A 19983-nucleotide genomic window follows, 5' to 3' on the forward strand; every position below is an offset into this window, starting at 1 on the left:
ACGCGGCCGCCTGCCCCCCGGGGGATGGAGCACGTCCCCGGGGGCGCCGGTTCGTCGGCTGCCGTGCGCCCGGGAATGGCGCGGCCCCTTTCCGGTTGCCCGGGGGGAGGCCCCTTCCTACACTCCCGCCCCCTCTGATGCGCCCCTACCTCGTCACCTCCGCGCTGCTGCTGCTGTCGTCTTGTGTCGACACCACGCAGAAGCCTCCGCCGTCCACTCGCCTCGTCTATCCGAGCGGTGTCGCCTTCTGGCGACCCGAGGTCACCCAGTCCACGAACGGATTCCTGTACGTGGCGGGAGCCAACTTCGACAAGTGCTACGAATCCGGCGCGGTGACGGCGCTGGACCTGGACGCCCTGGGCCTGCGGCCCTTCGGCAAGGACTTCGCCGACGCCGCCGAGGTCGGAAGCTTCCCCGCGCTGCTGACCGACCTGAAGGTCGACGCCAACCGCAGCTACGTGCGCATCGACAGCTTCGCCGGGGAGATGACGCTCTGGACCCCGCCGGGCCGCTCGCCCCGCTTGTTCGTCCCGACGCGCGCCGAGGGCAGCTACCTCCAGGTCATCGACGTGGCGGATGACGGGCTGGGCCTGACGTGCGCGCAGTCCGCGTCCAACCGCGACTGCCGCGTCAACGCGCTCTCGCTGGTGGGCGTCCCGGGCGCCAACAAGGATGGTGTCCCGGGCGCGCCGGCGCCGCTGGGCGTCACGGTGGACCGCTTCAACCCGGACGGCCGGGTGTGGGTGACGCACACGGAGCTCGTCGGCCCGCCGACGACGGACACCCAGTCCGACCTCCAGGGGTATCTGGTGGACCTGCCCGCGGCGGCCCCCACGCGCGACTCGCTGAGCCCGGCGAGCTTCGTCCCGCTGGGCGTCAACGGGCTGTTGCCGGGCGCGGCGCACTCGGTGGCCATCGGCAGCCGGTACCTCTACGCGTCGGGCCGCAACTCCGCGACGCAGCAGCTGGGCACGTTGTCGGCGGCATACGTGCTGCGCCTGGTGGACCGCACGGCGACCGACCGGGTGCTGGAGACCGACGTGCGGAGCATCTACTCCATCCGCGAGGCGCGCGGCGTGGCGGTGGTGTCCCTGCCGCGGCGCGACGACCCGACGCAGGTGGACCTGGACCGCGAGCGCGTCTATCTGCTCGCGCGAGGTCCGGACACGCTGCTCATCATCGACATCGAGAACGCGCGCGCGGACCTGCCGACGCTGCGCGTGGTGTCCGCGCAGTCGCTGCCCGAGGGCGCCAGCGAGCTGGAGGTCATCCCCCGGGCCGCTGGTCGCGGCAACCTGGTGGCGGTGACGGGCAGTGGCGACGAGGCGGTCTCCATCTACGACGAGGAGGTGGGACAGCTGGTGGCCCAGGTGCTCGTCGGAGACCAGGACCCGGCCCAGCCCAGCCAGCCCTACGGGTTGACGGCGGACGTGCGGAACAACTCGGCGCGCCTGTTCACCACGACGTTTGGCGACGGACGCGTCGCCGTCATCGACATCCCCAACCTCGACCGGCCGCAGGATGCGCGGCGGGTCGCCCTGCTCGGCGTGCAGCAGCTCCGCGACACGCGTCAGGGCACCAGCGTGTGTCAGGAGTCCTCCCCGTGAAGCGCGGCACCCTCACCGTCCTCCTCGCGTGCGCCGGGCTGGGCGCCGGCTGCTCGGATACCCAGGCCACCACGGGCTTCGCCGGCCTGTCCGGCACCTATGACCTGGCCATGGTCGGCGACCTGGTCTTCGTCACGTCCTCGGACCGCGACGAGCTCCAGGTCCTCGACTTGTCGAAGGACCCCAAGCAGTTCATCCCCGCGCCCAACCCGCTGCAGACGCTGGCCATCCCGGTGCTGGACCGGCCGGACTCGCTCACGCGCGACGTGGGCTACACCGACGAAGGCGCGGACCACCCGGGGCCTTACGTCTACGCGCGCAGCGCCGGCGCCTCGCAGATCTCCGTGGTGGCCGCGGACCCGGAGCGGCTGGTGCAGGTGCTCCGGATCGAGGGCCGCAGCCTCATCACCGCGTTCGCGGCGCGCTCGCCCGCGCCCGTGCCCCAGGGACAGACGCCCGGGCCCGGCGTGCTCTACTACGGCATCCAGGACCCCGACGCGCCCTTCGAGCCCGACACGGGCGGCTCGCGCATCGAGCGTCAGCGGGTGCCCGGCCCCCTCGCCCTGGTGGCGGGCGAGACCGTTCCGGCGGCGGTGACGCTGTTCTGCCTGCAGCCGGGTGAGTCCGTGCAGGCGATGGCGGTGCTCCCGAACGACCAGCTCGTCGTGGCCACGCGCCAGGCCACGGGCCTGACGGGCCGCACGCTGCTGGTGGCGGACACGAACCCGGCGACGAGCGTCGACTGCACCACGCCCTCCGCGGCGGTGCGGGATTTGTCCGGCGGCTTCGACAACTTCCCGGTGCGCTACCTGGTGACGCACCCGCGCGTGTCCATCCCCGACAACGCGGAGACGCCGCAGAACGAGACCCAGGTGATGGCGGCGGGGCAGTTCGTCTTCGGCATCAAGGACGAGCTGTCATGCGGTGGCGCGCCGGAGTGCACGGGCGTGCTCGCGGTGGACACGGTGACGGGCCTGACGGCCACGGACCTGAGCGGCGCGAAGATGCTGCCCATCCGTCCGCCGGACGGTCTGCCCACGGGGCTGGCGCTGGTCCCGACGGCGACCCTGCGGCTGCGGCTGCTGGGCGCGGAGGGGACCATCACCGCGGACGCGTCGGCGACGGTACCCCTGCTGGGGCTGATGCCGTCGTCCAACGGCAGCATCACCACCTTCTCGGCGAGCGACCGGCGTCAGTTCGACCTGGATCAGCGCCGGGCCAACGTGGTGGTGGAGGCCCGCAACGAGCTGGAGCAGGCCATCACGGTGGGCGACGCCTCCACGCTCGTCAACGTGAGCCAGGTGGTGGAGTACCCGTGCGACCCGTCGAATCCGACGGGAACGAGCGTCCCCCGGCGGACGCTGCTCGAGGGCTCGGTGGAGAACGGGCTGTTCCGCTTCATCTTCCAGGGCGCGTTCCCGACCATGGTGGACCAGACGCGGGACCTGACCACGCCCACGAGCTTCGTGGTCCTCCAGTCCGCCGAGGTTTCCCGGCAGGTGAGGGTGGACGACTCCATCGTCCTCGCGAACCAGGACATCCGCTGCACCACGGACCTCAAGGTGACCAGCATCCGGCCCGCGAGCGAGGCCGGCAAGGTGGTGCTCGAGACGACGACGCCCATTCCCGAGGACTGCGCGGAGCTGCCCCTCTTCACGGTGCGCGCTGGTGGGGACCAGCCCTTCGTGCTGGTGAACGACCTGGGTGAGGTCCTCTCCCGCGACGTGGCGGACTCGGGGCCGGGCTACCAGATTCCGACGAGCTACTTCTTCCACCCCATCGACTTCACCCAGACGACGACGGTGGCCAACTCCGCCGTCACCTGTGGCGTGTCGAGCGACCTCACGGTGCCGCTCTTCCCGGCCACGCCGCCACCTCTCACTCTTCGTGCGACCGCGAGCAGCGCGCTGAGTCGGGGTGATCGGTTCGTGGTGTCCGTGGGGTCCGGCATCCGCAACCACATCTTCGGCGTGGACACGTCCTCGTCCTCGGGAGCGGGCCTGGTGTTCTACACGCTGCCGGGTCCCGTGGTGGCGGCCCAGAAGGGTGGGGCGTCCCTGGCCTACATCGCCTACCCCTCCGCCGATGGAATTCTACAGCTGAACCTGAGCGTGATTACCGACAACACGCTCAACGCGTTCGGCCTGTCCGCGTTCGAGTAATTGGGCGTGGCCAGAGGTGTCTGTTAGAGTCCGGGTCATCCTGTACCGTCCGAGTCAAGACCGATGATCGATCAGAACTCACGCCCCGCCCGCAAGGTCGGTATCGCCGACCACCTGTGGGAGACGTACGAAGACATGGCCCAGCAGATGGGCTCGGACCGCGACGCCCTGATCAACCAGGCGCTGTTCATGTTCGCGCGCCTCAACGGGTTCATCGAGGCGAAGTCCCGAGGGGAGGCGCACGTCGCGCCTGCTCCCGTGGCCGCGCCTTCGCGTCCGTCTCCCGTGGCGGCGGCCCCCGCCGCCCGTCCCTCCGCGCCCCCGGTGCTGGCGCCCGCGCCGGCGCCCAAGGCCGAGCCACCCGCGCCCGCCCGTGCGGGGGGCCGTGGCGCGCCGCCTCCTCCCGAGGACCGCTCTTCCGCCAACGGCCTGGACAATGACCCCGTCCGCCGCGAGGTGGCCGAGCGCGTGCTGGAGACCGCCGCGGAGCTCGAGCGCCTCATCAAGGGCAAGAACGAGCCGCCCCCGCCCACCGACGAGATGGTCGAGGACGAGGAGCCGCTGCCCGACCAGGACGAGCCGCCCCTCGAGGACGAGGAGCAGGCCGAGCCCGAGGAGGAGCCCGCGGACGAGCTCGCCGAGGAGGAGGGCGCCGCGCTCTACCTCTGCACGGAGGACGGTGGCGAGGAGCGCATCGTCAAGGAGCGCTACGTCATCGGCCGCGGCAAGCACTGCGACTTCGTCATCAATTCCGGCAAGGTGTCGCGCGAGCACGCCGTCATCAGCCAGGAAGGCAATGACTGGATCATCGAGGACCTGGGCTCGTCCAACGGGACCTGGTTCAACAAGCAGCGGATCAAACGCCGCAAGATCGAAGACTCGGACGAGTACTTCATCTGCAGCGAGAAAATCCGGCTCATCTTCCGCTGAGACGATGAGACACCCCTCGTTCCAGGGGGGCTCTCGCTGTTCGCCAATTGACGGGCTCCAGGCGTCCCTGGTTTGATACCGGACGCCTGGACGCGAATGGGACAGGCGACGGATGACGCCTGGACAACTCGCGCTTTGGACGGCCCTTGCAGTGGCCCTGGTGATCTCGGTGGTGACGGACGTCATGCGCCGGGAGATCCTCGACGTGGTCACCTACCCGCTGATGGCGGTGGGGCTGGGAGTGCGCCTCGCCACCGAAGGGGTGGGGGGGCTGGACCAGGGGCTCATCAGCGGGCTGGTGTCGGGCGTGGGCCTGGCACTGCTGCTGGTGCCCGCGGCGGTCCGGGGGCGGATGGGGTGGGGCGACGTGAAGTTGATGGGTGGGGTGGGCGCCGTGCTGGGGTTCCCAGCGTCGATGGCGGCCGCCGCGTTCATCTCCCTGGTGGGCGCGGCCCAGGCGGTGGTCTCGCTCCTGTGGCAGGGGGCGGTCTGGGACACGGTGGCGGCGGCGCTGCGGCGTTGGGCGGTCCGTCTTCGCCTGGCGCGCGCGGAGACGGAGCCCTCCACGCAGCGCCACATCCCCTACGGGGTGGCCATCGCGCTCGGGACCTTCTGGGCGGTGTGGTGGCAGCAACAAAGCTTGGGTTAGCGCAGAGACTGTAGGCGCAGAGACTTTGGAAGAGGGGACACGCACGATGTTCACACGCTTCACGCATGCCGCCGCCCTGGGCGCGCTCGTTGCCCTGGTTGCCAGCGGCTCCGCCCTGGCCCAGGAAGGCACCACGTTCAGCCTCGGGGTGGGCGCCCAGAAGGTTCTCAACATCCCGGGCCTCAGCAAGGTGGCCCTCGGCGATCCGTCCATCGCCGACGTGAAGACGCTCGGCTCCGGCCAGCTGCTCGTCACCGGCCAGGCGGAAGGCAAGACGACCCTCCTCATCTGGAAGACCACCGGTCAGCGCACCAGCTACCTCATCAACGTGCGCAAGCAGGACCCCAACGACGTCATCGCGGAGATCAAGCGCCTGCTGGGTGAGATCGAAGGCGTCTCCGTCCGCATGGTGGGAGACCGCATCTACCTGGACGGTCAGGCCTACACCACGCAGGACGCGGACCGCATCGAGCAGGTGGTGAGCCTGTATCCGAACGTGAAGTCGTTCGTGAAGATCGCCCCCAACGCCAAGAAGCTGGTGGCGCAGAACCTGAACGCCGCGTTCCAGAAGGGCGGCCTGAAGAACGTGCAGGCCAACGTGGTCGGCGCGACCATCTTCCTGGAGGGCTCGGTGGAGAGCCAGCAGGACCTCCAGAAGGCGGAGCTCATCACCAAGGCCATCGGCGAGAAGGTGGAGAACCTGCTCGTGGTCGGCATCAAGCGGATGATTCTGTCGGAGGTCCAGTTCGTCGAAATCCGCCGCAACAGCCGCGACCGTTACGGCATCCGCTACCCCCTGGACATCACGGGCACAGCGTCCGCCGCGGCCACGGTGACGCAGGAGCTGTTCCCGGGCACCTTCGGCCAGGGCGGTTCCAACCTGGGCCTGACGGCGGGCGCGGACTTCTCCATCGGCTTCCAGGGCAACGACGGTTACGGCCGTCTGCTCGCGCAGCCCAAGCTGGTGTGCGCCAGCGGTGAGAAGGCGGAGTTCCTGGCGGGCGGCGAGGTCCCGATTCCGCTCATCACCAACAACCAGTTCTCCGTCGAGTACAAGAAGTACGGCGTCATCCTGAACCTGCGCCCCACGGCGGACCGCAACGGCAACATCCAGACGGAGATCGAGGCCGAGGCCTCCGAAATCGACACGTCCGTCGCGGTGTCCTTCGGCGGTTCGTCCACGATTCCGGGCTTCCGCACCCGCAAGGTGAAGACGAACGTCACCGTGCGCCACGGTGAGACCATCGTCCTGTCCGGCGTGTTCAGCCACGACGAGCAGAAGTCCGTCTCCAAGATTCCCGGCCTGGGTCACATCCCCATCGTCGGCGAGCTCTTCAAGAGCCGCGGCTTCGACTCGACCAAGCGCGAGCTGGTCATCTTCGTCACGCCGCGCATCGTCAACCCGGACTCCGACAAGGTCCGCACCATCATCGAGGACGTGAAGAGCCGCTACAAGCAGGCCCGGTCCGAGGTGAACTTCAACATCTTCGACTGAAACACGGGGCGCCGCTCACCCGGCGCCAGGTGTCACCGGGGCCCACCAGGGGCCCCGTCACGGGCCGGTTTCCTTCCCCTTCGGGGGTGGGAGCCGGCCCGTCGGCTTTGCGGGCGGGCATTCGGCTGCGAGCGACGCTTTGAGGTGGAAGAGGCGCTTGGTAGCATCAGCCCCATGTTTTTGATCACCCTCGCGGAAAAGGGCGGCGGGACCGAGCAGCGTGAGTACCACAAGCCGGAGATCACCATCGGTCGGCTGCCCGGCAATGACATCATGCTCGCGAAGGGCAATGTCTCGAAGTACCACTCCCGCATCGTCGCCAAGGATGGCAAGTGCATCATCGTGGACATGAAGTCCACGAACGGCACCTTCGTGAACGGCAAGAAGATCGCCGCGCCACAGGTGCTGAAGCCGACGGACCAGATCTACATCGGCGACTACATCATCAACGTGGAACCGCTGGAGGACGCGGGTCCGGCGATGACGCGCGCGGGCCAGGAAGAAGAGGCCTACGACGACCAGGGTGAGGAGGAGGGCTACCCCGAGGAGGAGCAGTACGAGGACGAGGAGCCCTACGAGGAGGAGGAGCCGCCTCCGCCGCCGCCTCCTCAGCCCGCGGCGGGCCGCATGCCCGCGTCGATGGCGTCCGCGCTGGCGAAGAACAAGAAGAAGGTGGACCCCCGGGTGGAGCGCTACACGCGGCTCCAGAAGGAGATCCACGACCGGCTCATCGAGTACCTCGACCTGCGTCGCATGGACATGGACCGGCTGGGTGACGACGAGCTGTGGCGTCGCACCGAGAAGGCCATCCGCGACATCATCGACCAGATGGAGGCCGATGGTGAGCTCCCGGAGGACGTGGACCGGGAGGAGCTGCTCACCGACGTCATCAACGAGGCGCTGGGCCTGGGGCCCCTCGAGGCGTTCCTCGCGTCGGATGAGATCAGCGAGATCATGGTGAACCACGCCAACCAGATCTACATCGAGAAGAAGGGCAAGCTGACGCTGTCGGAGAAGACGTTCTCCTCGAACCAGGCGGTGCTCGGCGTCATCGAGCGAATCGTGGCGCCCATCGGTCGGCGCATCGACGAGTCCAGCCCGCTGGTGGACGCGCGCCTCAAGGACGGCAGCCGCGTCAACGCCATCATCCCGCCGCTGGCGCTGAAGGGTCCCTGCATCACCATCCGCAAGTTCAAGAAGGACTCGCTGAAGATCCAGGACCTCATCAAGTACAAGACGCTGACGGCGCAGATGGCCGAGTTCCTGGAGATGTGCGTCAAGGCCCGGCGCAACATCGTCATCTCCGGCGGCACCGGCTCCGGCAAGACGACGACGCTCAACATCATCAGCGCCTTCATCCCCGACGACGAGCGCATCGTCACGGTGGAGGACGCCGCGGAGCTGCAGCTGCCCCAGGACCACTGGGTGCAGTTGGAGAGCCGGCCGCCCAACCTGGAAGGCAAGGGCGCCATCACCATCCGCGACCTGGTGAAGAACTGCCTGCGCATGCGTCCGGACCGCATCGTCGTGGGCGAGTGCCGCTCGGGCGAGACGCTGGACATGCTCCAGGCGATGAACACGGGCCACGACGGCTCGCTCACCACGCTGCACGCCAACACGCCGCGCGACGCCATCGCCCGGTTGGAGACGATGGTGCTCATGTCCGGCATGGACCTGCCGGTGAAGGCCATCCGCGAACAGATCTCCAGCGCCGTGCACATGATCGTCCAGCAGACGCGCTTCTCCGACGGAACGCGGAAGATCTGCTACGTCACGGAGGTGTCCGGCATGGAGGTCGACATCGTCACGCTCCAGGACATCTTCTATTACAAGCAGGACGGCTTCACGGAGGACCACAAGGTGCGTGGTCGCTTCGTGGCGTCCGGCTTCGTGCCGAAGTTCTACGACGAGCTTCAGCGCAAGGGCATCCCCGTCAACATGAGCATCTTCCGCGAGGACTGACGCGCCATGGCTACATTGGTCGTCCGTCTGCCCGACGGCACGGAGAACGAGCACGAAGTCGTCGGCGAGCTGAAGCTGGGTCGTCAGGCGGGCTGTGACATCCTGCTCACCGAGGGAGGCGTGTCGCGCACGCACGCGCGCGTCTTCACCGAGGCGGGTACGGTCTTCATCGAGGATTTGGGGAGCGCCAACGGCACCTTCGTGAACGGCGAAGCCATCGCCGAGCCCACGGCCCTCACTCCTCAGTCCGAGGTGGTGCTCGGTGACTACACGCTGAGCCTCAAGGCCGCGCCCAGCCGCGCGTCCGGCCCCCGGCGCGCCGCGAAGGCCGCCGGCTCCGAGCCGCCCATGCCCGTGGGCGGCGAGGGCGGTGGTGCGCGCGCCACGCGGGCCCTGCCGAGCGTCAAGTCGAAGCCCGCGGGCGCTCCTCCTCCGGGTGGGGCGCTGGCGAAGCGTCCGAAGCCGGCGGGCGGGCCCGCGGGAGGTGGCGCGAGCGGTCCGCTGCTGCGGGGCACCGTGGGGCCCTGGGCGGGCAAGACGTATCCGCTCAAGGGCAAGGTGCTGGTGGGCCGGCTTCCTCCGGCGGCCATCATCCTGGAGGACGACTCGGTCAGCCGGAAGCACGCGGAGCTCGAGGCTTCCAGCCGGGGCGTCCTGGTGAGGGATCTGGGCAGCGCCAACGGCACGTTGCTCAACGGAGACCCGCTGGGCCCGGAGCCCGTGGAGCTCCAGCCCGGAGACCAGCTCCAGTTCGGCGTCATCGAGCTGACCTTCGAGGCGCCGCAGGAAGAGGCGGCGGCGGTGCCCTCCCGGCGTGGCGCGGGCGCGCCTCCGCCCAGTCGGCGTCGAGACGCTGGCAACGGCGGTGCAGACCCGGAGGCCGCGCGGCGCAAGAAGCTGTTCGTGGCGGGCGGTGGCCTGGTGGCGGTGCTGCTCGTGGCCGGCGTGGTGAAGGTGATGCTGCCCTCCACGCCTTCGGACACGAACCGCCCCATGGGGCCGGGCGTGCAGGTGGACCCCGCGCAACAGATCTCGGACCTGCTCAGCGAGTGTCGCTCCTTCGCGTCCAGCGAGCTGGGCGCTCCCAATTGGGTGAAGGCCGAGCAGATCTGCTCCCAGGTGCTGGACCTGGACCCCATCAACACGGACGCCAACACCCTCATCCGCCGCATCAAGCTGGAGAAGGAGGCGTACGAGAACTTCTCCGCGGGCGAGAAGCTGGTGCAGCGCCTCAAGCCCGAGGAGGCCCTGGCGTCGTTCCGCAAGATTCCGCGCGAGAGCGAGTACTTCCGCCGCGCTCGCTCCAAGGCGAGCGAGGCGGCCGAGCAGGTGACGAAGCGCGCGCTGGATGACTGCAAGCGCTACCTGAACAACTCGCAGTGGAGCGCCGCGGTGCCGCGCTGCCAGACGTACATGGCGGTGTGGTGCCAGAACCAGCCGCGCGAGGACCTGCAGCCGCCCCTGGGCTACACGCTCAAGCTGGACGGGCGCCTGCGCCGCAACGAGTGGCGGCCGAAGGACCCGCTGTTCGTGAAGTTCCTCATCTCGCGCCTGAAGCTGGACCCGAACTCCATCCCCTGGACGTGCCCGGTGGCCGAGGTGCTCAACCAGGAGAACCTGCCCACGGACCCGAAGACGGTGGTGCTCGAGTCGGTGAAGCAGCGCTACCCGAACAAGCTGATGCAGGCGGCGATGATGGACTACTGGTCCGGCCGCGGCAGCGAGGCCCTGGCCACGCTGCAGAAGCTGCGCGCCAACTACGAGTCCTCGGCGCTGCACGGGGCCGCGGACGAGATGATGAAGACCATGTCCACGGTGGATCAGCTCTTCAAGGGTGGCCAGAGCTACCTGGCCGCGGATGACCCGGAGAAGGCGTCGGAGCCGCTGCGCGAGGCGCTGGAGGTGGACAAGTCGCTGATGCTCGACCTGGCCGAGTCCAAGCCGTCGTTCTACCGGCGCAGCATCCTCCAGGACATGGCGGACAAGGCCTACCAGCGTGGCAGGCATTGGGCGGACCGCGAGGACAACCGCCGCGCGTGCCGCGTGTGGAAGCTGGGCTTCAGCTTCTACGCGGGCAACGCGGACCTCAACAAGGCGGCGGGCTTCTGCTCGACGCTGGCGCTCAACACCTTCCGTGGGGCCGGCGGCTGTCCGGACCTGGCGGCGGTGCTGGACCTGGCCGTCAAGGGTGACGGCGTGGAGGAGATGGTCGTCGCGAAGAAGAAGGAGTGGAGCTGCAACTAGCGCGCGACGTGGACAGGGAGGGACGGGCGCGCTAGGCACGGGGGCATGGCCGACACCAGCCCTCCGCGCTCCGCGCCCACCCTGGTCCTCATCGACGCGTCCGGCTTCATCTTCCGCGCCTACCACGCGATTCCGCCGCTCACGACGAGCAAGGGCGTGCCCACCAACGCCGTGCTCGGCTTCACGCGCATGGTGCTCAAGTCCCTGCGGGACTTGAAGCCCACCCACGTCGCGCTCGCCTTCGACAAGGAGAGCCGCGTGGAGCGCCAGAAGATCGACCCCACGTACAAGGCGAACCGCGAAGGGCCTCCCGAGGACCTGGTGCCGCAGTTCGCGCTCATCCGCCGCGTGGTGGAGGCGCTCAACCTGCCCATCCTGGAGATGCCGGGCTGGGAGGCGGACGACGTCATCGGAACGCTCGCGCAGAAGGCGAAGGCGGAGGGCTTCTGCGTCCAGGTCGTCACCGGGGACAAGGACTTCATCCAGATTGTCGACGAGGACGTGCGCCTGTTCGACCCGATGAAGGACGTGCACACCCTGCCTGCGGACGTGAAGGAGCGGCTGGGCATCGAACCGAAGCAGATGCGCGACTACCTGGCGCTCATCGGCGACGCGGTGGACAACGTGGCCAAGGTGCCGGGCATCGGCCCGAAGACGGCCACGGAGCTCATCCAGCAATTCGGCGACGTGGACACGCTGCTGTCGCGGCTGGACGAGGTGAAGAAGCCGAAGGTTCGCGAGAACCTCGCCTCGCACCGCGAGAGCCTGCTGCGCGCCCGTCAGCTGGTGAGCTTCAAGACGGACCTGCCGCTGGACGTCCGCGTGGCGGAGCTGACGCGCAAGGAGCTGGACGCCACGCGCGCCCGGGAGCTGTTCACCGAGCTGGAGTTCTACGCGCTGCTCAAGGAGCTGCCGCAGGCGGGGCAGGGCGGACCGCCGGGGGCCTCCGAGCCCGCGAAGGAGAAGCCCGCGCCGCTGCCCACCACCACGACGCTCGTCACGACGGACGAGGAGCTCAAGGCGCTGGCCCAGGCGGTGCGCGCGGCGGGCTCGGTGAGCCTGGTGCCGGCCTACGAGGGCCTGCCCTTCGCCGCGAAGCTGGTGGGCCTGGGCGTGGCCCTGCCCGACGCGAGCACCCGCTACGTGCCGCTGCGCCACGATGTCCTCGGGGCCACCCAGGTGCGCCCGGACGCCTTCGCCGCCGCCTTCAAGGCCGTGCTCGAGGACGCGGCGGTGAAGAAGGGCGGCCATGACCTCAAGGCGCTCACCCTGGTGCTCGCCAACGAGGGCATCGACCTCACGGGCGCGCACGACGACGTGGAGCTGCTCAGCTACCTGCTCAACCCCTCGCGGCGCGAGCACGCGCTGGCGGACCTGGCGCGCGAGCGGCTCGTGACCGAGCTGCCGGCGCTGCCCCCCGCGGCCGAAGGGCGGCGCGGCAAGAAGGACCGCGCGCTGGCGGACCACTCACCGGAGGAGCTGGCGCTGGGCTTCGCGGTGCGCGCCGAGGCCGCGCGCAGGCTCGCCCCGGAGCTGTGGAAGGAGCTGGACGAGGCGAAGCTCTCGGAGCTGGCCCAGAAGCTGGAGTTGCCGCTGCTGCCCATCCTCGCGCGCATGGAGCGGCGGGGCGTGAGCCTGGACACGCAGGAGCTCGCGCGCATCTCCGTGAAGGTGGACGCGGCCGTCGAGTCGCAGGTGAAGGAGGTCTACAAGCACGCCGGACGCGAGTTCAACATCGGCTCCAATCCGCAGCTGGTGCAGGTGCTCTTCACCGAGCTGAAGCTGCCCATCATCAAGCGCGGCAAGACGGGGCCGTCCGCGGACCAGGAGGTGCTGGAGAAGCTGGCCGAGGAGCACCCGCTGCCCAACGCCATCATCGAGTATCGCAGCCTGTCCAAGCTCAAGAGCACCTACCTGGACACGCTGCCCACGCTGGTGGCCGCGGATGGCCGCATCCACACCACGTACCACCAGGCCGCCACCGCCACGGGCCGCCTGTCCTCCACGGACCCCAACCTCCAGAACATCCCCGTGCGCACGGAGCTGGGTCGGGAGATCCGCCGCGCCTTCGTGGCGGCCCCGGGGCATCAGCTGGTCAGCGCGGACTACAGCCAGGTGGAGCTGCGGCTCTTGGCGCACATCGCTGAAGACGCCGTGCTGGTGGAGGCGTTCCGCAACGACGAGGACGTGCACAGCCGCACCGCCGCCGAGGTCTTCGGCGTGGCGCCGGACCAGGTGGACCGCGAGCAGCGCCGCGTGGCGAAGATGGTGAACTTCGGCATCGCCTACGGCCTGTCGCCGCACGGCCTGTCCACGCGCCTGGGCATCCCCCAGGAGACGGCGCGCGACATCATCGAGCGCTACTTCATCCGCTACGCCGGCATCCGCCGCTACCTGGACGAAACGGTCAACACCGCCCGCAAGACGGGCTACGTGGAGACGCTGTACGGTCGGCGCCGGTACATGGCGGACCTGAACTCGAAGAACCGGGGCGTGGCGCAGGCCGCCGAGCGGGCCGCCATCAACATGCCCATCCAGGGCACCGCCGCGGACCTCATCAAGAAGGCCATGCTGGTGGTGGACGAGGAGCTGCGCGCCCAGAAGCTCTCCACCGTGCTGCTCCTGCAGGTGCACGACGAGCTCCTGCTGGAGGCGCCGGACGCGGAGGTGGAGCAGGTGAAGGCGCTGGTGGCGCGCGGCATGGCGGGCGTGGCGTCGCTGAAGGTGCCGCTGAAGGTGGACGTCGGCGCGGGGCGGAGCTGGGCGGACGCCCACTGAAAAGCAACACGGGAGGAGCGCCCACCCCCGTAGACGCTCCTCCCGCGGTTCCACGCGCTATCTCACTGCCCCCACGAAACAGCCCCCACGACAACAATGCCGACCCGTCCGACCGGCGAGTCGCGCGGACCCCCATCCACGCGTCTTGCCAGCGGCTCGCGATGCGCGCTCACCACTCCCCAGCGGGAGCACGCGTCCCCATAAGGCGCGCCACGGGGTCCCCACCCCTGGCACGCTCCCTCCCGCCGGCCTCGGACCCTCCCAGTCTGGAGCGTCAAGCCGAACGGGTCGGCAAACCCGACCACCCCTCACTCAATGCATCGCGGTGCGTCCATCCCTCGAGCCGGGCGGCACGTGCCTGACGCGCGACGGCCGCTCGAAGTACTCCACCACCAATCCCCCGAAGGGCACCCTCGGCCCTTCCACCCTCGAATCCCTGAGTCGCTGGAGCAGCGCCACCGCCGAGTCCACGGCCTCGTCCACGGCGCGGTTGATCTGCTCCTTCTCCCAATCCCCGCCGCCCAACACCTCCGCGGCATCCACCAGACAGCGCCGCAGCGCCGAGAACTCCTCGTGCAAGGCGCGCGCGCCACGCTCCGGCGACAGCCGCAGCACCGCCTTCGTCCGGCTCCAGGGGCTCGTGTCGTCCCCCTCCAGCGTCACGCCCAGCTCCCGGACGAACGGCTCCACCAGTCCGTCCAGTTGGCTCAGCGGCGTCTGCGAGCCGTCCGAGTCGTGCGCCGTCATCCGCATCCGCCGCCACAGCGCGGCGATTCGGTCCGGCTGCTGGCGGAAGAACCTCGCCAACCCCGCTGCCTTACGTCCCCGCTCGCTCATGTCCGGTGCCTTCCGCATCGCATCGGGAGCTATAGCAAGGCGGTTGCCAGCGCCTGAGGTCCGCACCCTCCAGCAATTCCAGCCACTTGGCCAGAGGGGGTGTGGCGTGGAGGTGCGTGGAACGGTAAAAACTTCCGGGTTCGGCTTGTAGAGGTGTCCGGAGGTCCAGATGCTCCGGACGCTTCAGTGCAGGGTGGGCTTGAGCGTGCGGGCCCGCGCGTCCTCGCCGTCCGCGTCCGGAGCCTCACCCTCGGGGCCCATCCCGAACTCGCCGGAGGGCGACTCCGCGTGGGGCGCGCTGTCGGCGTGCTCGGGCTCCGGCGCGGGTGGGGCGCCCGTCCAGTACACCTCGCCTGGGGGCGCGTCGTCCGCGGGGACGGGCAGGGGCGTGGCGTTGGCCTCGGCCGCCTGCTGCTGGGCGACGAGCATCAGCCTCAGGGCGGCCTCGTCCGCGGCCTCCTGGGCGGCCATCTCGGCCAGGCGCAGGTTCTTCTGCCGGCTGCGGCGCGCGTACGCGGCCACGCACAGCACGGAGGCCGTCAACCACAGCAGCGCGGAGCTGGTGGTGAGCGGCAGCCAGCCGTAGCGGGCCGCGAGCCCCTCGCGCCAGCCGGACTCCTCCACGTCCAGCGAGGTGTGGAAGGCCTTGCCGAAGGCCGTCTCGAAGGGCTCTCCGGCGCGCACCCCGTCCACCAACTGCCCCATGGCGTGGGCGCCGTAACGGGCCCCCAGGTGCGCGACGAAGGCGGCGCTCTGGGCATAGGCGATCTCCACGTCCGCGGGCAGGTCCGGCCAGTCGTCGGACAGGTCCTCGAAGTGGAAGACGCGCTCCTGCGTCACCGCGCGGAAGAGGGCGGAGTAGTGCGTGAGCGAGAAGCGCTCCCCGGTGACGTTCTGCGCGACGCCCTCCTGGAACCAGCGGGGCCAGCCGCGCGCGAGCTGTCCCAGCGCCACGTGCGCCAGCTCGTGCCGCAGCGTCTGCTGCCCGTCCGGCGCGTTCAGGCTCAGCGCGTCCAGGAGGATGATTTGATGGGCGGGGTAGGCGAGCGCCACCGCCCAGCCCGGGGGCTTGCCGCCGGGGAGCGCCAGCGCGTCGAACTCGTCGCGTCCCACGCCCAGCCGCACCTCGGTCACCCCCGGCCAGTCCCGCCCGAGGATGGTGCCGAAGCCGTCACGCACCGCTTCAATCTGCCCCGCCAGCTCCCGGGCCGCCCCGGTGGCCGCGGCCGTGTGGAGGATGCGGAAGCGCTTCGTCGTCACCTCGCCGGCGACCTGGGGGGGCCGGGCATGGGGGACGAGCACCACGTCGTTGTCCACGAGGGCGTCACCCGCGCCGTGGGGATGGGACACAGAGCCTTCGACCAGGCCCTGGGCCCACGCCCGAGGCATGGCCCAAAGCAACAGCAGCAGGACGAGCAGGTGGCGCATGCGGGGGCCTCGCTAGGCCCCAGACATAACAGCCTCAGTCCGCGCCGCATCAATGCCGACCACGTGCACGCGTTTGCGGCGCGATGCGTCACCCGCGATGAGCGTCACCTGCCTCCGGGGGACACCCAACTGCTTGCCCAGGAACTCGAGCAGGGCGGCGTTGGCTTCTCCATCCACGGGAGGGGCGGCGAGCTGGATTTTCAACAGCCCGTCATGCTCCCCGACGACGCGGGTGCGCGAGGCGCGGGGCTGGATGAGCAGCGCCAGCTCCACGCCGTCCGGCAGGGACTTCAGCCAGGGTGGGGCCACGGTGCTACTCGCTGACGGTGGCCTTCTTCTGGGACAGGTAGGCCACGTTGTCCTCGACGCGGGCGTAGTCGCGGTCCGCGAAGGCGGGGGCCTTGAACGTCTCCAGCAGCTTCTGGTGTGCGTCCAGTACCGAGCGCACCTGCGACTCGAACTGGGTGCGCTGGCGCTTGAGCTCGTTGATGTCCTCCACCACCTGCACCAGCCGCTGGTGCGCGCCGTGGACGATCTTCTCCGCCTGGTGCTCGGCGTCCGCGATGATGATCTCCGCCTCCTTCTTGGCGGCGGACTGGAGGTCCTCGCTGATGCGCTGCGCGGTGACCATCGTCTCCTGGAGGGTGCGCTCCCGCTCCTGATGCTGCTCGAGCTTGAGCTGCGTGCGCTTGAGCTCCTCCTTGAGCGCGATGTTCTCCTTCACCACCTCCTCGAACTCGCCGGCGATCAACTCGAGGTAGGCCTCGACCTCGCGGCGGGAGAAGCCGCGCAGCGCCGTGTCGAACCGCTTCTGCCGGATGTCGAGCGGAGTGATCTTCATGCGCCGGGAGTCTAGCGCAGGACCGCGACTTCTCCAGGAATCGGCCCGGGGTGACCCCAGCCGCCCTTCCAGGCCCGCCTGCCCGCAGTGCGAGGGAGCAGCGGGCCCTCAGGGAGCGGCGGCGGGGGCCTCCCACTGCGCGGCGACGGCGCGGGCCGCGTTCTGCACGGCGGAGGTGAGGCGCGCATCCGTGATGGCGTCCTGAAGGGTGCGCCGGGCGGAGGGGGTGCGCTGGAAGATGAGCCCGTTGAGGGCCTGGATCTTCAGCGCGTCCGGCATCCGGGGGTGGCGCACCACGTTGCCCAGAATCTCCTCGGCCCGGGGATGCTGGAACAGCGCCACCGCGCGCAGCACGGCCTGCTGGGTGCGGGGGTTGGGGTCCCACAGGTGGATGGCCAGCGAGTCCAGGGCGCGGGGGTCCCCCAAGAGGGCCAGGTCCTCCACGGCGATGGCGCGAATCTCCTCGGGCGCGGGACGGGCGGCCCACAAAAGGGCGCGCAGGAAGGCGGCGTCGTCGCCGGGCGCGGCCTGGGGGTTGGCCGGCTCGGGGGCGGGCCGGGGCGTTTCGGCGGCGGGGCGGGCCTGGGCGGCCGGGGGCCGGGCCGGGGCGGCGGCGAGCAGCAATCCGGCGACGAGCAGGGGGCTCATGCGGTGGGTTCTACCCGAAAGGCCGAAGGTTCGGCGGGGCGTGGTGGAGATTTTCTTGACGCGATCTCCCGACGTGGGACCTTGGCGCTGCTACAGGACTGTTGCTGACGGGAGCAAGGGCCGATGAACGCGGTGGCTTCGAACTGGCGGACACTGGAAAACGTCGAGGTGGAGTGTACCCACTGCGGCATCCGGATGACCCTTCAGATGGGGAACCGGATTCGCTACTTCCGGTGTTCCAGCTGCCACCGCTGGGTCTCGAGCACCTACTCGGAGGTGTTCCGGGCGGACGCCAAGGTGCGCACCCACCCCGTGAAGGACACCGGGGCCCAGGACGAGCAGTTCATCGAGGTGAAGGACCGGCTGGAGCGCTGGCTGTCCGCCATCGAGGACCAGGACCCGTACCAGCTGCTCGGCGTGTCGCCGCTGGACTCGGCGGACAAGGTGCGCGCGCGCTACCACGCGCTGGCGATGGAGCGTCACCCGGACCGGGGCGGCTCCGCGGAGAAGATGCGCGAGCTGAACGTGGCCTATGAGCGCATCCTCCGCCACCAGCAGCGCAAGCGTCAGGAGGCGCTGACCTCCGGCGCCTCCGTGGTGTCCGCGTCGGCCCTGCCGGCCCGCAGCAGGTAGGCCCAGAACAGGCCCCCCAGGGTCAGGCCCAGCGCGGCCTTGGCCCAGGTGGGGAACAGGTCGCCCGGGGACACGTAGCCCTCCACCACGCCGATGCAGGCGAGGAAGGGCGCGCACCCCAGCACCAGCTTCACCGCTTCGCGGCCGCGCAGGGCCAACGCCTGGCTCCGGGGCAGCTCCCCGGGGTCCACCAACGCCTGGCCCACCATCAGCCCCGCGCCGCCGGCGATGACGATGATGGACAGCTCCACCGGGCCGTGCGCGGCGATGAAGTCCAGGAAGCCCACCGTCATGCCCTCGCGGATGCACAGCGCGGTGATGGCGCCAATCTGCACGCCGTTGTTCACCAGGATGAACATCGTCCCCAGCCCCGCGAAGATGCCCATCGCGAAGGTGAGGATGGTGACGGTGAGGTTGTTGGTGGCGATGCCGGACGACACGGAGTTGGGCGGCGCGACCGACAGGATGTCGTCCGTCCACATGCGGCCCTGGGCCACGTACTGACGCACGCCCGCGGGCACCAGCAGCTCCGCGCCGCGGGGCTCCCACAGCACCACCAGCGCGCCCAGCAGCAGCCCCAGGCAGAACAGCGCGGCGCTCGTCCCCACGAAGCCCAGCTCGCGGCGCAGCGTGCGCGGGAAGTCGCGGCGGAAGAAGCCTCGCACCGCGGCCCAGCGCTCGCGGGGGGGCTGGTAGATGGCGGCGTACGCGCGCGCGCAGAGCTGGTTGAGGAAGCGGTGCGCGTCGGTGTCCGGATAGAACGTCTGCGCGAGCGCCAGGTCCGAGGCCGCGCGGCGATACAGCGTGTCCAGCGTGCGCAGCTCCTCCAGCGTCAGCGTGCCCGCGCGCTGGCGCTCGAGCAGCCCCTCCAGCGACTTCCAGCCCTCCCGCTTCTGGGAGACGAACGTCGTCAGCGCCAGGGCCATCCTCAGCGCTCCGTCCGCACGAGGCCGCGCAGGTGGGCCTCGATGGACTCCGAGGACGCGAGCACCGCGTCGCGCTCCTCGTCCGTCAGCCCGCCCACCTTCTCCACCATCCGCGCGCCCATGTTGCGCCGCACGTCGGGCGCGAGGCCCGGCGCGCGGGTGAGGAACGCCAGCACCAGCTCCACCTCGTCGGGCTTCAGCGCCCGCGTCGTGGAGGGCGCCGCGCCGCTCGTCGCCTGGGGCGCTGGCTGCGTGTACTTGTCCAGGTCGATGCGCTCCTCGCGAACCAGCACCGTACCCGCCAGCACGTCGCCCAGCCGCTGATGCCGGGGCGTCAGCAGGAGGCTGATGCAGCCCACCGCGTAGACGCCGGGCAGGAAGTCCACCGCGCGGCACAGGTTGCGCACGGCGCTCTCGTAGAGGCCCACGGGCGAGCCGTCCAGGCGCACCACGCGGATGCCCAGCGCGCGCTTGCCTGGCGTCTGTCCATGGAAGAAGACCTCGCCCAGCGTCCAGTACAGCCACTGGGTGGCGAACACGCCCACCACCAGCAGGGTCTGCCCCAGGCTCGACAGGCCCTGGAACACGCCCAGCACGTCCGACACCAGCAGCGTGAAGACGAAGTACGCCACCACCCAGAAGAAGAAGAGCAGGCTGGCGTCCACCAACCACGCCAGGCAGCGGTAGCCGATTCCGGCCACGGGCAGGGAGAGCGCCACGCGCTCCGGCGTGGCCACGGCGAGATGCGGGCTGGGTGCGGTACTCATGTCCGCTCCCCAGCATACACGCCGAGGGCCCGTCGCCCGTCGCCACCTGGGGCAGTCCCTCCGACGATTCCGGACA

16 protein-coding genes are annotated in these 19983 nt (G+C 70.0%); 9 read left to right on the forward strand and 7 right to left on the reverse strand.

All coding sequences use genetic code 11. From position 1 onward, the window contains the following. Positions 1-137: 137 nt before the first annotated feature. The 8 genes from LXT21_RS27620 to polA all read left to right on the forward strand — a co-directional run bounded on the left by LXT21_RS27620 (position 138) and on the right by polA (position 13827). Positions 138-1607, forward strand: a complete 1470-nt coding sequence (locus LXT21_RS27620; RefSeq protein WP_254041177.1) for a YncE family protein — start codon at positions 138-140, stop codon at positions 1605-1607. Next, the gene (locus LXT21_RS27625; RefSeq protein WP_254041178.1) at positions 1604-3769 is read left to right on the forward strand and encodes a hypothetical protein; all 2166 of its coding nucleotides are present in this window, start codon (positions 1604-1606) and stop codon (positions 3767-3769) included. The genes LXT21_RS27620 and LXT21_RS27625 overlap by 4 nt, the downstream gene beginning before the upstream one ends. 63 nt (positions 3770-3832) lie before the next feature. Further along, positions 3833-4699, forward strand: coding sequence for an FHA domain-containing protein (locus LXT21_RS27630; protein WP_254041179.1), 867 nt, complete (start codon positions 3833-3835; stop codon positions 4697-4699). Positions 4700-4811: 112 nt separating this feature from the next. Further along, a complete protein-coding gene (locus LXT21_RS27635) occupies positions 4812-5348 on the forward strand; it encodes an A24 family peptidase (protein ID WP_254041180.1) in 537 nt (178 codons plus the stop codon). 46 nt (positions 5349-5394) lie between these two features. Next, complete coding sequence (locus LXT21_RS27640) at positions 5395-6843, forward strand: type II and III secretion system protein family protein (RefSeq protein ID WP_254041181.1); 1449 nt, start codon at positions 5395-5397, stop codon at positions 6841-6843. 174 nt (positions 6844-7017) lie between these two features. Next, positions 7018-8805, forward strand: a complete 1788-nt coding sequence (locus LXT21_RS27645) for an ATPase, T2SS/T4P/T4SS family (protein WP_254041182.1) — start codon at positions 7018-7020, stop codon at positions 8803-8805. Between the two features lie 6 nt (positions 8806-8811). Beyond that, positions 8812-11049, forward strand: coding sequence for an FHA domain-containing protein (locus LXT21_RS27650; protein ID WP_254041183.1), 2238 nt, complete (start codon positions 8812-8814; stop codon positions 11047-11049). A 45-nt stretch (positions 11050-11094) separates the two neighbouring features. Beyond that, entirely contained in the window at positions 11095-13827 is a 2733-nt protein-coding gene (polA, locus tag LXT21_RS27655) for a DNA polymerase I (RefSeq protein ID WP_254041184.1), read from the forward strand. Positions 13828-14139: 312 nt separating this feature from the next. On the opposite strand, the gene LXT21_RS27660 is transcribed toward polA, so the two are convergent. The 5 genes from LXT21_RS27660 to LXT21_RS27680 all read right to left on the reverse strand — a co-directional run bounded on the left by LXT21_RS27660 (position 14140) and on the right by LXT21_RS27680 (position 17581). Next, a complete protein-coding gene (locus tag LXT21_RS27660) occupies positions 14140-14682 on the reverse strand; it encodes a hypothetical protein (RefSeq protein WP_254041185.1) in 543 nt (180 codons plus the stop codon). A gap of 165 nt (positions 14683-14847) precedes the next feature. Then, positions 14848-16092 carry a peptidase MA family metallohydrolase gene (locus tag LXT21_RS27665; RefSeq protein ID WP_254041186.1) on the reverse strand — a complete coding sequence of 415 codons (1245 nt, stop codon included), beginning with the start codon at positions 16090-16092 and terminating at the stop codon, positions 14848-14850. A gap of 12 nt (positions 16093-16104) precedes the next feature. Then, a complete protein-coding gene (locus LXT21_RS27670) occupies positions 16105-16401 on the reverse strand; it encodes a DUF167 domain-containing protein (RefSeq protein ID WP_254041187.1) in 297 nt (98 codons plus the stop codon). A gap of 4 nt (positions 16402-16405) precedes the next feature. Then, on the reverse strand, positions 16406-16933 hold the full coding sequence (locus LXT21_RS27675; protein WP_046713350.1) for a DivIVA domain-containing protein: 528 nt from the start codon (positions 16931-16933) through the stop codon (positions 16406-16408). Between the two features lie 108 nt (positions 16934-17041). Beyond that, positions 17042-17581 (reverse strand): HEAT repeat domain-containing protein, encoded by a 540-nt coding sequence (locus tag LXT21_RS27680; RefSeq protein WP_254041188.1) that lies wholly within the window; start codon positions 17579-17581, stop codon positions 17042-17044. 123 nt (positions 17582-17704) lie between these two features. On the opposite strand from LXT21_RS27680, the gene LXT21_RS27685 reads away from it, so the two are divergent. Next, entirely contained in the window at positions 17705-18214 is a 510-nt protein-coding gene (locus LXT21_RS27685; protein WP_323395034.1) for a J domain-containing protein, read from the forward strand. On the opposite strand, the gene LXT21_RS27690 is transcribed toward LXT21_RS27685, so the two are convergent. Both LXT21_RS27690 and LXT21_RS27695 read right to left on the reverse strand, forming a co-directional pair. Further along, complete coding sequence (locus tag LXT21_RS27690) at positions 18148-19140, reverse strand: stage II sporulation protein M (protein ID WP_254041190.1); 993 nt, start codon at positions 19138-19140, stop codon at positions 18148-18150. The genes LXT21_RS27685 and LXT21_RS27690 overlap by 67 nt on opposite strands. A 2-nt stretch (positions 19141-19142) precedes the next feature. Further along, entirely contained in the window at positions 19143-19907 is a 765-nt protein-coding gene (locus LXT21_RS27695) for an RDD family protein (RefSeq protein WP_254041191.1), read from the reverse strand. Positions 19908-19983 lie beyond the last annotated feature (76 nt).

This window comes from Myxococcus guangdongensis (genome assembly GCF_024198255.1).
GTDB lineage: Bacteria > Myxococcota > Myxococcia > Myxococcales > Myxococcaceae > Myxococcus > Myxococcus guangdongensis.